This is a genomic window from Marinicauda salina, assembly GCF_003122085.1.
GTDB lineage: Bacteria > Pseudomonadota > Alphaproteobacteria > Caulobacterales > Maricaulaceae > Maricicauda_A > Maricicauda_A salina.
Genome location: NZ_QEXV01000003.1, coordinates 653,392 through 668,302 on the forward strand (window position 1 = coordinate 653,392; position 14,911 = coordinate 668,302).

Consider the following 14,911-nt stretch of genomic DNA (forward strand, 5'->3'; position numbering starts at 1 on the left):
GGACCGTGGAGACCCGCATGCGCGACCGCTGGGAATTCTGGATCGACCGGGGCGGCACCTTCACCGACGTGATCGGCCGCGCGCCCGACGGACGAATCGAGGCGCTGAAACTACTCTCTCAAAGCGACGAATATGAAGACGCCGCCACACAGGGCGTGCGCCGCATATTGTCGCTTCCCGCCGACGCGCCCATGCCGGGCGACCGCCTCGCCGCCGTCAAGATGGGCACGACGGTGGCGACGAACGCGCTTCTGGAGCTCGACGGCGCGCCCACGCTCATGATCGTAAACCGGGGCTTCGCCGACCTTCTGGCGATCGGCGATCAGACCCGGCCGGACATCTTCGCGCTCAGGATCGACACGCCCGACCCCCTGCCCGCGCGCATCGTCGAGATCGACGGCCGGCTGGGCGCGGACGGCGCAGAGGTCGAACCGCTCGACGAGGATGCGGTGAGAGCCGCGCTGGCCGACGCGCGCGCCGACGGGATCGAGTCCGTCGCGGTCGCGCTGTTTCATTCGTATGCGAATGATACACATGAACACCGCGTCGCCGAGCTGGCGCGAGACGCCGGATTCGCCCATGTCACGCGCTCAAGCGAGGCGAGCCCGCTGATCAAGATCGTCCCGCGCGCCTCGACCGCGGCGATCGACGCCTATCTCGAGCCCGTGCTGCGCCGCTATGTCGATCGCGTGGCCGACGGGCTCGGCGGCGCGCCGCTCTATTTCATGCAGTCCTCAGGCGGGCTCGCCGAAGCCGGCGGCTTCGCCGCGCGCAACGCCGTGCTGTCCGGACCGGCGGGCGGCGTGGTCGGCATGGCGATGACCGCGCGCCAGGCCGACCATGACAAGGTGATCGGCTTCGACATGGGCGGCACGTCGACCGACGTCTCGCGCTTCGACGGCGACGCCTACGCGCGGTCCGGCGAGACGAAGATCGGCGGACGCCTGCTGCGCGCGCCGATGCTGGCGATCCATACCGTCGCGGCCGGGGGCGGCTCGGTGCTGGCCTTCGACGGCGAGCGCGCCCGCGTGGGTCCGAAAAGCGCCGGCGCCGATCCCGGCCCGGCGGGCTATGGCCGCGGCGGGCCCGCCGCGGTGACCGACGCCAATGTCGTGCTCGGCCGCATCCAGCCGGACTGGTTTCCGCGCGTGTTCGGGCCGGACGGCGACGCCCCGCTCGACGCCGCGGCCAGCCGCGCCGCGCTCGCCGGGCTGGCCGACGCGATGGGCGTCGACGGACCCGAAGCCGCCGCGGAGGGCTTCCTCGCCGTCGCCGTCGAGGCGATGGCCGAGGCGATCAAGCAGATCTCCATCGCCCAGGGCGTCGACCCGCGCGCCTACGCGCTCAACGCCTTCGGCGGGGCGGGCGGCCAGCACGCCTGCAAGGTCGCCGAAGCGCTCGGCATGCGCACCGTGCTCATCCACCCCCATGCGGGTCTTCTCTCGGCCTGGGGGATGGGGCTGGCCAGGCTGCGCGAGACCCGCGAGGCCGGGCTCGAGCAGAGCTTCGACGCCTCCGGGCTCGCGGCCGCCCGGGCCGAACTCGACCGGCTCGAGGCCGAGGCCCGCGACGCGCTCGCCGAACAGGGCGGAGCCGACGCCCGCGCCGACCGCGAGATCCGCCTGCGCGTGGCCGGCTCCGACACCGCGATCCCCGTCGCCTTCGGAGACGAGGCCGCGATCCGCGAGCGCTTCGGCGCGGCGCACGCCCGCCTGTTCGGCTTCATGGAGGAGGGCGCCGCGCTGGTGATCGATTCCGTCGCGGTCGAAGCCGGGGCCGCGCCCGCCGGCGGCGAACTCGCCTCGAAGCCGCTCGACGCGCAGGCCGGCGCGCCTGAGCCCGCGGCGACCACACGCGTCTATGACGCCGGCGAATGGCGCGACACGCCGGTCTTCTCGCTGCCCGATCTCGGCGGCGGCGCCGAGATCGCGGGCCCCGCCCTGATCATGGACGCCAACCAGACCATCGTCGTCGACCGGGGCTGGACCGCGCATCGGCGGTCGGACGGCATGCTGGAGATGAAGGCCGACGGCGCCCCGGCGCGGAGCGGCGCCTCGACCGAACTCGATCCGGTCACGCTCGAGCTGTTCAACCGGCGCTTCATGTCGATCGCCGAGCAGATGGGCGTCGTGCTCGAGCGCACGGCCCATTCGGTAAACATCAAGGAGCGGCTCGACTTCTCCTGCGCGGTGTTCGACGCCGAGGGCGGGCTGGTCGCCAACGCGCCGCACATGCCCGTTCATCTCGGCTCGATGTCGGCGAGCGTGCGCGCCGCGCTCGAGGCCCATCCCGACCTGGGCGCGGGCGACGCCGTCGCGCTCAACGCGCCCTATAACGGGGGCACCCACCTGCCCGACGTCACGGTGATCCAGCCGGTCTGCGGCGAGGACGGCGAGCGGCTCTTTTTCGTCGCCTCGCGCGGCCACCACGCCGATATCGGCGGGATCGCGCCGGGCTCGATGCCGCCCTTCTCGACGCGCATCGAGGAGGAAGGCGCGGTGTTCGACGCGGTGAAGATCCGCGCGAACGGCCGGTTCGACGACGCCGCGGCGCGGGCGCCGCTGACGGCGGGCGATCATCCAGCGCGCAATCCCGACCAGAACATCGCCGATCTCAAGGCCCAGCTGGCGGCCTGCGCCAAGGGCGAAGAAGAGCTCCATCGCCTGATCGACGGCCAGGGCCTCGACGTCGTGCGCGCATACATGGGCCACGTCCAGGACAACGCCGAGCGCGCCGTGCGCCGGGTCATCGGCGCGCTCGAGGACGGCGCCGCCGAGATGCGCCTCGAGGACGGCGCGGTGGTGAAGGTCGCGATCCGCGTCGATCGCGAGGCCGGGACGGCCGTCGTCGACTTCACCGGGACGAGCCCGCAGCAGGCGACCAATTTCAACGCGCCGGCCGCGGTGGCGCGCGCCGCCGTGCTCTACGTCCTGCGCTGCCTCGTCGACGACGAGATCCCGCTCAACGAGGGCTGCCTCAAGCCGATCGAGCTGATCATTCCCGAAGGCTCGCTGCTCGATCCCAAGCCGCCCGCCGCGGTGGTGGCGGGCAATGTCGAGACCAGCCAGATCGTCGTCGACGCCCTGTTCGCCGCGACCGGGCGGATGGCCGCCGCGCAGGGCACGATGAACAACTTCACTTTCGGCAACGCCCGCCACCAGTATTACGAGACGATCTGCGGCGGCGCCGGGGCGGGCGTCATGGCCGACGGGACCGGCTTCGACGGGGCGAGCGCCGTCCACACCCACATGACCAATTCGCGGCTCACCGATCCGGAGGTTCTGGAGCTGCGCTATCCCGTGCGCATCCTCTCCCATGCGATCCGGACCGGCTCGGGCGGCGGCGGCGCGCATCGCGGCGGGGACGGCTCGCTCCGCCGGATCGAATTTCTCGAACCGATGGAGGCCTCGCTGCTGTCCGGCCGGCGCAAGGAGGCCCCGCCCGGACTGGCCGACGGCGACGACGGGCGGCCCGGCGCGCAGCGCGTGATCCGGTCGGACGGTTCGGTCGAGACGCTCGACGCCCTGTTCCGGGTCGATCTCGAGGCCGGCGACGTCATCGAGATCGAAACCCCCGGCGGCGGCGGGTTCGGCGACGCCGACTGAGACGGGCTCGCCCGCCTTCACGAAATTTTCCCGGCGCGGCTGATCCAGGCGCGCCCCGGCTCCGTAAGACCGAACGAGCTGCGCAATGCAGCCGCCCGCCCGGGCCGAGCCCGCGCGGACCGAACCCGAGAGAGACTGCTCAAGAGGAGCCCTCCCCAATGCGTTTCAACACCCTGCTTTCCACCGCCGCGATCGCCGCGGCCGCGTTCGCCGCGCCGGCCGCCGCCGACCATCACGCGATGGAGGCCGATATCGTCGACACCGCGGTCCAGGCCGACGACTTCAACACGCTCGTCGCCGCGCTGCAGGCCGCCGATCTCGTCGACGCGCTCAAGGCCGAAGGGCCGTTCACGGTGTTCGGCCCGACCGACGCCGCCTTCGCCGCGCTGCCCGAAGGCGCGCTCGACAGCCTGCTCCAGCCGGAGAACAAGGATCAGCTGACCGCGATCCTCACCTATCACGTGGTGCCGGGCGAATACCTCGCCGCCGAGACCGAAGCCGGCGAGTACGAGCTCGAGACGCTCCAGGGCGAGACGGTCAACGTCGTCGTCGGCGAGGACGGCTCGGTGACGGTCGACGGCGCCAATGTCGTCGCCGCCGACGTCGACGCCTCGAACGGTGTGATTCACGTGATCGACGGCGTCATCACCCCGTAACGGCGATCCCCGTTCCGGGCGGGCGACGGGTCATCTCCCCCACCGAAACGTCGCCCGAAGGGCCCGCGGCGCCGCCCTCGCGCCGCGGGCCTGTCTTTTTGCGGGAACGCGTCAGCCAGCCTTCTTCGCGGCGGCGCCTCGCCGGGCGCGCGGACGGGTGACCGTGCGCACGTGGTTCTCCACGTGCTCGATCATCAGCCCGGCGACGTCCTTGCCGCTCGAGCGCTCGATGCCCTCGATGCCCGGCGAGGAATTCACCTCGATCACCTTGGGGCCGCTCTCGGAGCGCAGCAGATCGACGCCGGCGACGCCCAGCCCCATCACCTTCGCCGCCTTCACGGCGGCCGCGCGCTCCTCCTTCGTGATCCGCACCTTCACAGCCTCGCCGCCGCGATGAAGGTTGGAGCGGAACTCGTCGGCGGCGGCCTGGCGCATCATCGAGGCGACGACCTTGCCGCCGACGAGGAAGCACCGGATGTCCGCGCCGCCGGCCTCCTTGACGAATTCCTGGACGATGAAGTTGGCGTCGAGTCCGCGGAAGGCGTCGATCACCGACTCGGCGGCCTTGCGCGTCTCGGCCAGCACGACGCCGCGGCCCTGCGTGCTCTCGAGCAGCTTGACCACCAGCGGCGCGCCGCCGACATGCTCGATCAGGTTCTTGGTGTCCTTCGGCGAATGGGCGAACGCCGTCGTCGGCATGCCGATGCCCGCCCGGGCGAGCACCTGGTGGGCGTAGAGCTTGTCGCGGCTCACCCCGATCGATTCCGCGGAATTGAGGATATAGGCGCCGGTCATGGCGAACTGGCGCAGCACCGCCATGCCGTAATTCGTCATCGACGCGCCGATGCGCGGGATGACGGCGTCATAGCGCGGCAGCTTGCGGCCGTCGTAATAGACCGCCGGCGAGAGCGCGTTGATCGCCATGGTGCAGCGCGCGGTGTTGATCATCTCGGCGACGTGTCCGCGCGCCTCGGCGGCCTCGCGCAGGCGCTGCGAGGAATAGTTATTCGGCTCGCGCGTGAGGATCGCGATCCTGAGCGGACGCTTCACCTGGGCCTTGCGCGGGAAATCCTTGTAGAGGTCCCAGGACAGTTCGCCCTGCGCGCACGACGTGGTCGGACTGACCACCATGTCGTCGAGGATCGCGGTCCGCCCGAGCAGCATGCGGTACTGCATGGTCTCGCGATTGGTGAGCGTGACCTCGATCGGCCATTCGCGCTCGCCGATCTTCACCCGCGCCTCGATCACCCAGCGAAGCTCGGTCTCGCCGTTGGACGAGGTGACCTCGCGGCGGTCGACGGCGGGGGCGGCGCACACCACCTCGACCTCAGGCTGGTCGGGAATGGGATGCATGACGAAGCGCACCTGGGGGGCGTCCTCGCGCCCGAACGGCTCGATGGAGACCGCATGCAGCGCCGAGGTGCGCGCGCCGGTGTCGACCTTGGCCTTTATCGCCGGCAGGCCGAGCCCGGGAAAGGCGGCCCATTCCTCCCAGCCGAGAACGAAGGGGTCTGACATGTCGGTCTCCGCGCTCCCGCGACGCCGCGTGTGATCACGCCGTTGGTCGTGCGCCTTAGCGGCTCCCGGCCGCCGCGTCCACGGGGCGGCGCCGGGCGGGTTTCCCTCACGGAAAAAGACCGTCTCCGCGGATGCGGTCGATTCCCGCCCCGCGGCGCCCCATTTCAGGGACCGGCATCGAATGGAGGCTGCGATGACGGAAGCCGTCCGTCCCATCGTCAAGACGACAAGCGGCGTGAAGGCGTCCGACGGCGCGGGCGTGAAGCTCACCCGCCTGCTGGGTTCGCCGGACCTCAGGGCGCTCGACCCGTTCCTGATGCTCGATCATTTCCACTCCGACGATCCCGGCGACTACATCGCCGGCTTCCCGCCGCATCCCCATCGCGGCTTCGAGACCGTGACCTACATGGTCGCCGGCCGCATGCGCCATCGCGACAACAAGGGCCATGAGGGCGTGATCGAGCCCGGCGGGGTGCAGTGGATGACCGCCGCGGGCGGCATCGTCCACTCCGAAATGCCCGAGCAGGAAGAAGGCCTGATGTCGGGCTTCCAGCTGTGGGTGAACCTGCCCGCCGCGGAGAAGATGAAGCCCGCCGCCTACCAGGAGTACGACGAGGCCCGCGTGCCCGCCGACGAACGCGACGGCGTCGTCGCCAAGATCGTCGCCGGCCGCACTTCGACCGGCGTCGAGGGCCCGGTGACCGGGGTGACCGTCGAGCCGTTCTACGCCGAGCTGCGCATGGCGTCCGGCGCGGTGTTCGAGGAAGCGATATCCGACGAAAAGACGGCCTTCGCCGCGGTGCACTCCGGCGCGATCGAGGCCGGCGGCGCGGCGCTGTCGGCGGGCGAGCTGGGCGTGTTCGGCGCGGGCAAGACCATCCGCATCACGGCCGGCGCCGACGGCGCGCGCGTCATTCTCGCCGCCGGCAAGCCGATCGGCGAGCCGATCGTCCAGGCCGGCCCGTTCGTCATGACGACCGAGGCCGACGTCCGCCAGGCCATGCTCGACTACCGGCAGGGGCGGTTCTGAGATTTCGAGCGCACACCTTCTCCCTCCCTCCCCTTGAGGGGAGGGCCGGGGTGGGGTGCTTGAACTCCCGGACGCGCCGAAGGCGCGATCCGGGAATTCAATCACCCCCCTCCGGCCCGTCGGGCCGTCTCCCCCTGGAGGGGGGGGGGGGAGAGACAACCACCCCAGGGGACCCTCCATGGGCCTGCTCATCGACGGCGTCTGGCATGACCAGTGGTACGACACGAAATCGACCGGCGGACGCTTCAAGCGATCCGACAGCGCCTTCCGCAACTGGGTGACGCCCGACGGCGCGCCGGGTCCGACCGGCGAAGGCGGGTTCAAGGCCGAGCCCGGGCGCTATCACCTCTATGTCTCGCTCGCCTGTCCCTGGGCGCACCGCACGCTGGTCTTCCGGCGCCTGAAGGGGCTGGAGGAGATGATCCCGGTCTCGGTCGTCCACTGGCGGATGAAGGAGAACGGCTGGGAGTTCCGCGACGGGCCGGGCGTCGTCCCCGATCCGATCCACGGCGCGGAGTTCATGCACCAGATCTACACCGCGGCGAAGCCCGACTATACCGGCCGCGTAACCGTGCCGGTGCTGTGGGACAAGCAGCGCGGGACGATCGTGTCCAACGAGAGCGCCGATATCATCCGCATGTTCAATTCCGCGTTCGACGGCGTCGGCGCGGCGCCGGGCGACTACTATCCCGAGGCGCTCCGCGACGAGATCGACGCCGTCAACAAGCGTGTTTATTCGAATGTGAATAATGGCGTCTACAAGGCCGGATTCGCCACGACGCAGGCCGCCTACGAGGACGCCGTCGGGACGCTGTTCGACGCGCTCGACTGGCTGGAGGACCGGCTCTCCGACGGCCGCTCATACCTCCTCGGCGAGACGCTGACCGAGGCCGACTGGCGGCTCTACACGACGCTCGTGCGCTTCGACCCGGTCTATGTCGGCCATTTCAAGTGCAACCGGAAGCGGCTGATCGATTACCCGCATCTCGCCGCCTATGGCCGGCGCCTGCACGAAAACCACGGCGTCGGCGACCTGTTCGATCTCGAGCACGCCAAGCGCCACTATTACGAGAGCCACGAAACCATCAATCCGACCGGCGTGGTCCCCGTCGGACCCGACGAACACATCGCCGACGGGCGGGGCGTCGAGTCGAGACGGCCGCAGGCGGCGGCGCGCGTTCGCACAGCGAACGCACGGTAGCCTACGGATCGCCGCGGGCGCGCCCGTCCCCGTCACGCCGTTCAACCCTCATCCTGAGGCGCCCGATCCCCGCCCTTCGAGGCTCGCCTGCGGCGAGCACCTCAGGGTGAGGGGATCGGGCGCCTCAGGATGAGGCCCAAGGCCCTGCAAAATAGAGCGTCTCGGCCCTTGGACTTGATCCAAGGGCCCATACTGACGCGCAGCGCGCCCGACGCTCTGGGTCCTTGGGTAGCCTGTCCCCGCGACGGCGGGGAAGCCCAAGGACCGAGAGAAACGGGAAGTCGCCCCCTACTCCGCGGCTTCGGCGACGTTGGCCTTCAGGCTGTCGGGCTCGTAGCCGAGGATCGGGCTGAGCGCCTTCTCGGCCTGCTCGATCGACCAGCCCTTGCGCTTGGCGTAGTCCTCGACCTGGTCCTTCGCGATCCGGCCGACGGCGAAATAGGCGCTGTCGGGATGGGCGAAGTAGAGGCCAGAGACCGACGAGGCCGGCGTCATCGACCAGCCCTCGGTGAGCTTCACGCCGGCGCGCTCGGGCGCCTCGAGGATGCGGAACAGGGCCTCCTTCTCGGTGTGGTCCGGCTGGGCGGGATAGCCCGGCGCGGGACGGATGCCCTGATATTTCTCCTCGATAAGCTCTTCGCATGTGAAGCTCTCATCGGGCGCGTAGCCCCAGTAGTCCTTGCGGACGCGCTCGTGGAGATACTCGGTGAAGGCCTCGGCGAAGCGGTCGGCGAGCACCTTGAACATGATCTCGGAGTAGTCGTCCTTGTCGCGCTTGAAGCGCTTGACGACGTCGTCCTCGGCCTCGCCGGCGGTCACCGCGAAGCCGCCGATATAATCCGGCCGCGTCTCCGAGATGAAGTCGCAGATCGTATAGTGCGGCTTGTCGCCGTCCTTCTGCTGCTGCTGGCGCAGGCCGTGGAAGGTCGCGATGACGTCTTCGCGATCCTCGTCGGCGTAGACATTGACGTCGTCGCCCTCGCGCTGGGCCGGCCAGAAACCGACGACGGCCTTCGGCTTGAGCCACTCGTTCTCGACCATGTCGTCGAGCATCTTCTGGGCGTCCTCGAACAGCGTCTTCGCCGCCTCGCCGCGATTGGGATCGTTGAAGATGGCGGGATAGCTGCCCTTCATGTCCCAGGCGAAGAAGAAGGGCGTCCAGTCGATATACGGGCGCAGATCCTTCAGCGTGACGTCCTCGACCGTGGTCAGGCCGAGACGCTTCGGCTTGACCGGCGTGTAGCCGTCCGTGTCGGGGTTGAAGGCGTTCTTGCGCGCGTCCTCCAGCGGAACGCGGGTCTTCTTGCCCTGCGTGCGCGCCCGCGTCTCGCGGATCTGGGCGTAGCGCTCCCGCGTCTCCTCCCAGAAATTGTCGCGCTCGTCGGAGAGCAGCTTGGAGACCACGCCGACCGCGCGCGAGGCGTCGAGGACATGGATCACCGGCGCATTGGCGTAGGCCGGCTCGATCTTCACCGCGGTGTGGGCCGGGCTCGTCGTCGCCCCGCCGATCAGCAGCGGGATGTCGAAGCCCTGCTTCTGCATCTCGGAGGCGACGATGACCATCTCGTCGAGCGACGGCGTGATCAGGCCGGACAGCCCGATGGCGTCGGCCTTGTGCTCGCGGGCGGCCTCGAGAATCTTCTCCGGCGGCACCATCACGCCGAGATCGATCACCTCGTAGCCGTTGCACTGCAGAACAACGCCGACGATGTTCTTGCCGATATCGTGGACGTCGCCCTTCACGGTGGCCATGACGACCTTGCCCGCCGGCTCGTCGGCGAGGCCCATCTCCTCGCGCTCCTTCTCCATGTAGGGGAAGAGATGGCCGACGGCCTTCTTCATCACGCGGGCCGATTTCACCACCTGCGGCAGGAACATCTTGCCCTCGCCGAACAGGTCGCCGACGACGTTCATGCCGTCCATCAGCGGGCCCTCGATGACGTGGAGCGGCCGCTCGACGTTCTGGCGGGCCTCCTCGGTGTCGTCGATGATGTGCTCGGTGATGCCCTTGATGAGGGCGTGCTTGAGCCGCTCCTCGACGGGCTTCGAGCGCCACTCGGCGTCTTCCTTCTTTTCCGCCCCGCCGGAGTCGCGATAGCGCTCGGCGGCCTCGAGCAGGCGCTCGGTCGCGTCGTCGCGCCGGTTGAGGATGACGTCCTCGACCAGCTCGCGCAGCTCGTCCTCGATATCGTCATAGATGTCGAGCTGGCCGGCGTTGACGATCCCCATGTCCATGCCCGCCTTGATGGCGTGGTACAGGAAGACCGAGTGCATCGCCCGGCGCACCGGCTCGTTGCCGCGGAACGAGAACGAGATGTTCGACACGCCGCCCGAGACGTGACAGCCGGGCAGGTTCTCGCGGATGCGCTTCGTCGCCTCGATGAAGTCGACGGCGTAGTTGTTGTGCTCCTCGATGCCGGTCGCGACCGCGAAGATGTTCGGGTCGAAGATGATGTCCTCGGCCGCGAAGCCGACCTTCTCGGTGAGCAGCTTGTAGGCGCGCTCGCAGATCTCGTACTTGCGGTCGGCGGTGTCGGCCTGGCCTTCCTCGTCGAACGCCATCACCACGACGGCCGCGCCGTAGGACAGGCAGGTCCGCGCCTGCTCGAGGAATTGCTCCTCGCCCTCCTTGAGCGAGATCGAGTTGACGATCGACTTGCCCTGGACCCATTTCAGGCCGGCCTCGATCACCTCGAACTTCGAGGAGTCGATCATCACCGGAACGCGCGCGATGTCCGGCTCGCACGCGATCAGCTTCAGGAAGGTCTCCATGGCCTCCTTCGAGTCCAGGAGTCCCTCGTCCATGTTGACGTCGATCACCTGGGCGCCGTTCTCGACCTGCTGACGGGCGACATCAAGCGCGGTGGCGTAGTCGCCGTTCTTGATCAGCTTGCGGAACTTCGCCGAACCGGTGACGTTCGTGCGCTCGCCGACATTGACGAAGACGGCGCGGGATTTCTGTTGGTCTTCGGACATTGCTCACTCAAGCCAGTTCGAACGGTTCAAGTCCGGACAGGCGCATGGCCTGCGGACGCTCGGGGATGTCTCTCACGCGGCCCTTCTTGGCCGCCTCGGCGATGGCGCGGATATGCGCGGGCGTGGTGCCGCAGCAGCCGCCGACGATGTTGACCAGGCCGTCCTTGGCCCAGTCCTCGATATGGGCGGCGGTCTCGTCGGGCGTCTCGTCGTACTCGCCGAAGGCGTTGGGCAGGCCGGCGTTGGGATAGGCCAGCACGCGCGTGTCCGCGATTCGGCTCATCTCCTTGACGTAGGCGCGCAGATCCTTGGCGCCGAGCGCGCAGTTGAGGCCGACGGCCCACGGCTGGGCGTGGCGCACGGAGTGCCAGAACGCCTCGGTGGTTTGACCCGACAGGGTCCGGCCCGACGCGTCGGTGATCGTGCCCGAGATCATCACGGGAATGTCCTCGATCGCGCCGGCTTCGCGCAGGTCCAGGATCGCCTTGATCGCGGCCTTGGCGTTCAGCGTGTCGAAGATCGTCTCGATCAGGAAGAAGTCGACATGCGGCGCCATCGCCTCGATCTGCTCGGCGTAGGCCTCGCGGATGTCGTCGAAGCTGACGTCGCGAAAGCCGGGATCCTCGACATCGGGCGAGATCGACAGCGTCTTGTTGGTCGGCCCGATCGCGCCGGCCACGCCGCGCGGCGAGCCGGTCTCTTCAGCGACTTCGTCGGCGGCCTCGCGGGCCAGGCGCGCGCCCTCGGCGGCGATCTCCGAGGCGAGGTCCTGCATCTCGTAATCGGCCTGGGCGATCGTCGTCGCCGAGAAGGTGTTGCTCTCGACGATGTCGGCGCCGGCCTCGAAATAGGCCTTGTGAATCTTCTTCAAGGCGTCCTGCTGGGTGAGATTGAGCAGGTCGTTATTGCCCTTCACCGAACAGGACCAGTCGGCGAAGCGCTCGCCGCGATAGTCGTCTTCCTCCAGACCCAGATCCTGGATCTGGGTGCCCATCGCGCCGTCGAGCACGAGGACGCGCTCGGAGGCCAGCGCCTCGAGCGCCTTCAGGCGGTCTTGTCTCGTCATTCCTCAGCCTTTCAGGCGGCTTCCATTTCGGCCGGCGTCGCGCCCAGCAGGCGCGTCGTGCAGAGCGCGAGCTCGGCCCGGTTCAGCGTGTACAGGTGGAACTGGTCGACGCCGCCCTCGGCGAGCTTCGTGCACAGCTCGGCGGCGACGTTGGCGGTGACCATCTTGCGGGTCTCGACGTCGTCGTCGAGGCCCTCGTAGAGATCGTCCATCCAGGACGGGATGGCCGAGCCGCACATGCCGGCCATCCGCTTCAGCCCCTTGAAGTTGGACTGGAGCATGATCCCCGGCACGATCGGGATGTCGATGCCGGCGGCCCGGACCCGCTCGAGATAGCGGAAATAGACGTCCGGCTCGAAGAAGAACTGCGTGATGGCCCGCGTCGCGCCGTTGTCGATCTTCTGCTTCAAGAGATCGATGTCGTAGTCGTAGCTCGGGCTCTCGGGGTGCTTCTCGGGATAGCAGCCCACCGAGATCTCGAAATCGCCGATCTTCTTGATGCCGCCGGCCAGCTCGGCGGCGTTGGCGTAGCCGCCTTCATGCGGGACGTACTTCTCGCCGATGCCCTCGGGGGGATCGCCGCGCAGCGCCACGATATGGCGCACGCCGGCGGCCCAGTAATCGCGGATGACGTCGTCGATCTCCTCGCGCGTGGCGTCGACGCAGGTCAGGTGCGCGGCCGGCTTCAGGTCCGTCTCCTGGACGATGCGCTTGACCGTGCGGTGCGTCCGGTCGCGCGTCGAACCGCCCGCGCCGTAGGTGACCGACACGAAGCTTGGATTCAGCGGTTCGAGCCGCGAGATCGAATCCCACAGGCGTTCCTCGGCCTCGTCGGTCTTGGGCGGGAAGAATTCGAACGAGAATTTCGGGACGCTGTCGGCGTCCCGCGCGTGAATCGCGGTCAACGTCATTGAGCGGGCTCCTGAATGGACTGATCGGAATTCTCTTCGGCCGGGACGGTCGGCTTGACGCCGGTCCACACGAGCACGGTCAGGCGCTCGTCGTCGGCCGCATCGGGCGCGAGCGCGAGCGGCTCGCCGGCCTCGAGGCCGGCGGCGTCGAGCGCGTCGCGGATCTCCTCGGCGGGAAAGCCGAGGCGGCGATGGTGATGGCGCTCGCGCAGCCAATCCAGGCCGTGCGGCGCGAAGTCGGCGATGACCACGCGGCCGCCCGGCGCGACCACGCGCACGCACTCCTCGACCACGCGCTCGGGATCCTCCACGACGTGGAGGACCTGGTGGACGGTGACGAGATCGGCCGCGCGCGAATCGATCGGCAGCGCGCCGGCGTCGGCCTGGCGCACGAAGCGGTCGGACAGGCCGGCCTTGGCGATGTTGGAACGGGCGAGATTGAGCATCTCGTGGCTGAGATCGATGCCCACGCCGTCCTTTGCGCGGTCGACGAAGACCTCGAGCATGCGTCCCGTGCCGGTGCCGATATCGAGGTGCAGGTCGAACGGCCCCGGTCCCGCTGCGGCGCGCATGGCCGCCTCGACCTCGGCCTCGGGGAACTGCACCGCGCGGATATGCTCCCAGTCGCTGGCGACGCGTTCGAAATAGGCCGACGCGGCGTCGGCGCGCTCCTGCTTGACCGCGTTCAGCCGCTCCAGGTCGCGGGCCAGGTCGGGATCGCCGGAGTCGGCGATCTCCTCGATCAGGGCGGCGAGCTTGCGGCCGACATCGGATTTCGCCAGGCGATAGAAGACCCACGAGCCCTCGGGCAGGCGTTCGGCCAGCCCGGCGTCGACCAGCATCTTGAGATGCCGGCTCACCCGCGGCTGGCTCTGGCCGAGGATGCGCACCAGCTCGCTGACCGTCAGCTCGCCCCGCCACAACAGGGTGACGATGCGCAGCCGTGTCGGCTCGCCAAGCGCGCGCAGCTTTCTGAGCAGGTCTTCCAAGACGCCCCTCGAACAGCGAAAAATCACATAAAGATATCTTTATGCGATTATCTGCCGAGGATCAACGCCCCTCCCCGCCGCCGCGTGTTGCCCCGAAGCCGCGGCGGGGGCCTTCCCTCGCGTCTCCCGGGAACGGGACTCTTTAGGTTAACGCTTGTCTGGCTCTATCCTGCCGCCCGCTGGAGGAGCCCGCCCTTGATGCGATCCCTGCAAAATCGGCTGCGCGGCGTCGCGCGCGCCATGCTCGCCTGCGTTTCCCTCGGGGTCGCCGCGTGCGCGACCAGCCCGGAAGCGATCGAGGCGAACGATCCGCTCGAACCGCTCAACAGGCGAATCTATGCGGTGAACGAGGGATTCGATTCCGTTCTGCTCGAACCCGCCTCGGACGCCTACGCAGCCGTCGCCCCCGACCCGGTCGAGAGCGGCGTGCGCAATTTCATGACCAATCTCAACCAGCCCGTCGTGTTCGCCAACACCGTGCTGCAGGGGCGGTTCCGCGACGCCGGCCAGACCGCGGCGCGGTTCGGGCTGAACACCGTGTTCGGCCTCGGCGGCTTCGTCGACGTCGCCGACCGGGAAGGCGTCCCCGAGCACCACGAGGACTTCGGCCAGACGCTGGCCGTCTGGGGCGTGGGAGAAGGCCCCTATCTGATGCTCCCCGTGTTCGGACCGTCGAACATCCGCGACGGCGTCGGCCGGGTGGTGGACCGCTATCCCCACGTTCTCAACTGGGACGCGGAGTTCTCCGATTCGACGGCCGCCTGGACCACGCGCGGCGTCAACGGCTTGAGCTGGCGCTCGCAGCAGGACGAGTTGTTCGAAAGCATGGACCGCACCGCGATCGATCCCTATGTGCAGCTCAGATCGGCCTGGCGGCAGAGCCGCGCTGCCGCCATTCGCGACGAGGGAGACGACGGGTTCGACGATCTCCCCGATTTCGAATAGCGCCCGAAACTCGC

10 protein-coding genes are annotated in these 14,911 nt (G+C 68.9%); 5 read left to right on the forward strand and 5 right to left on the reverse strand.

Annotated features, from left to right (window positions below):
* Positions 1 to 17: 17 nt before the first annotated feature.
* Positions 18 to 3,605: a hydantoinase B/oxoprolinase family protein gene (locus DDZ18_RS08755; RefSeq protein ID WP_109252965.1), complete on the forward strand. Its 3,588-nt coding sequence runs from the start codon at positions 18 to 20 to the stop codon at positions 3,603 to 3,605.
* Between the two features lie 158 nt (positions 3,606 to 3,763).
* Positions 3,764 to 4,261, forward strand: coding sequence for a fasciclin domain-containing protein (locus DDZ18_RS08760; RefSeq protein WP_109252966.1), 498 nt, complete (start codon positions 3,764 to 3,766; stop codon positions 4,259 to 4,261).
* A gap of 111 nt (positions 4,262 to 4,372) precedes the next feature.
* Here DDZ18_RS08760 and rimK read toward each other — a convergent pair whose 3' ends face one another.
* The gene (gene rimK / locus DDZ18_RS08765; RefSeq protein WP_109252967.1) at positions 4,373 to 5,779 is read right to left on the reverse strand and encodes a 30S ribosomal protein S6--L-glutamate ligase; all 1,407 of its coding nucleotides are present in this window, start codon (positions 5,777 to 5,779) and stop codon (positions 4,373 to 4,375) included.
* A gap of 193 nt (positions 5,780 to 5,972) precedes the next feature.
* Here rimK and DDZ18_RS08770 point away from each other — a divergent pair, with 193 nt between their 5' ends.
* Together DDZ18_RS08770 and DDZ18_RS08775 are read left to right on the forward strand one after the other, a co-directional pair.
* Positions 5,973 to 6,809, forward strand: coding sequence for a pirin family protein (locus tag DDZ18_RS08770; protein WP_109252968.1), 837 nt, complete (start codon positions 5,973 to 5,975; stop codon positions 6,807 to 6,809).
* A gap of 178 nt (positions 6,810 to 6,987) precedes the next feature.
* Complete coding sequence (locus DDZ18_RS08775; RefSeq protein WP_109252969.1) at positions 6,988 to 8,010, forward strand: glutathione S-transferase family protein; 1,023 nt, start codon at positions 6,988 to 6,990, stop codon at positions 8,008 to 8,010.
* Between the two features lie 288 nt (positions 8,011 to 8,298).
* On the opposite strand, the gene metH is transcribed toward DDZ18_RS08775, so the two are convergent.
* The 4 genes from metH to DDZ18_RS08795 are packed head-to-tail and all read right to left on the reverse strand — an operon-like array spanning position 8,299 to position 13,952.
* Positions 8,299 to 10,986, reverse strand: coding sequence for a methionine synthase (gene metH / locus DDZ18_RS08780; RefSeq protein WP_109252970.1), 2,688 nt, complete (start codon positions 10,984 to 10,986; stop codon positions 8,299 to 8,301).
* Positions 10,987 to 10,993: 7 nt separating this feature from the next.
* Entirely contained in the window at positions 10,994 to 12,052 is a 1,059-nt protein-coding gene (locus DDZ18_RS08785; protein WP_109252971.1) for a homocysteine S-methyltransferase family protein, read from the reverse strand.
* Between the two features lie 11 nt (positions 12,053 to 12,063).
* On the reverse strand, positions 12,064 to 12,963 hold the full coding sequence (metF, locus tag DDZ18_RS08790; protein ID WP_109252972.1) for a methylenetetrahydrofolate reductase [NAD(P)H]: 900 nt from the start codon (positions 12,961 to 12,963) through the stop codon (positions 12,064 to 12,066).
* Positions 12,960 to 13,952 (reverse strand): ArsR/SmtB family transcription factor, encoded by a 993-nt coding sequence (locus DDZ18_RS08795; protein ID WP_109252973.1) that lies wholly within the window; start codon positions 13,950 to 13,952, stop codon positions 12,960 to 12,962. Before DDZ18_RS08795 ends, metF begins: the two co-directional genes overlap by 4 nt.
* 198 nt (positions 13,953 to 14,150) lie before the next feature.
* On the opposite strand from DDZ18_RS08795, the gene DDZ18_RS08800 reads away from it, so the two are divergent.
* Positions 14,151 to 14,897 carry an MlaA family lipoprotein gene (locus DDZ18_RS08800; protein WP_233245776.1) on the forward strand — a complete coding sequence of 249 codons (747 nt, stop codon included), beginning with the start codon at positions 14,151 to 14,153 and terminating at the stop codon, positions 14,895 to 14,897.
* Positions 14,898 to 14,911 lie beyond the last annotated feature (14 nt).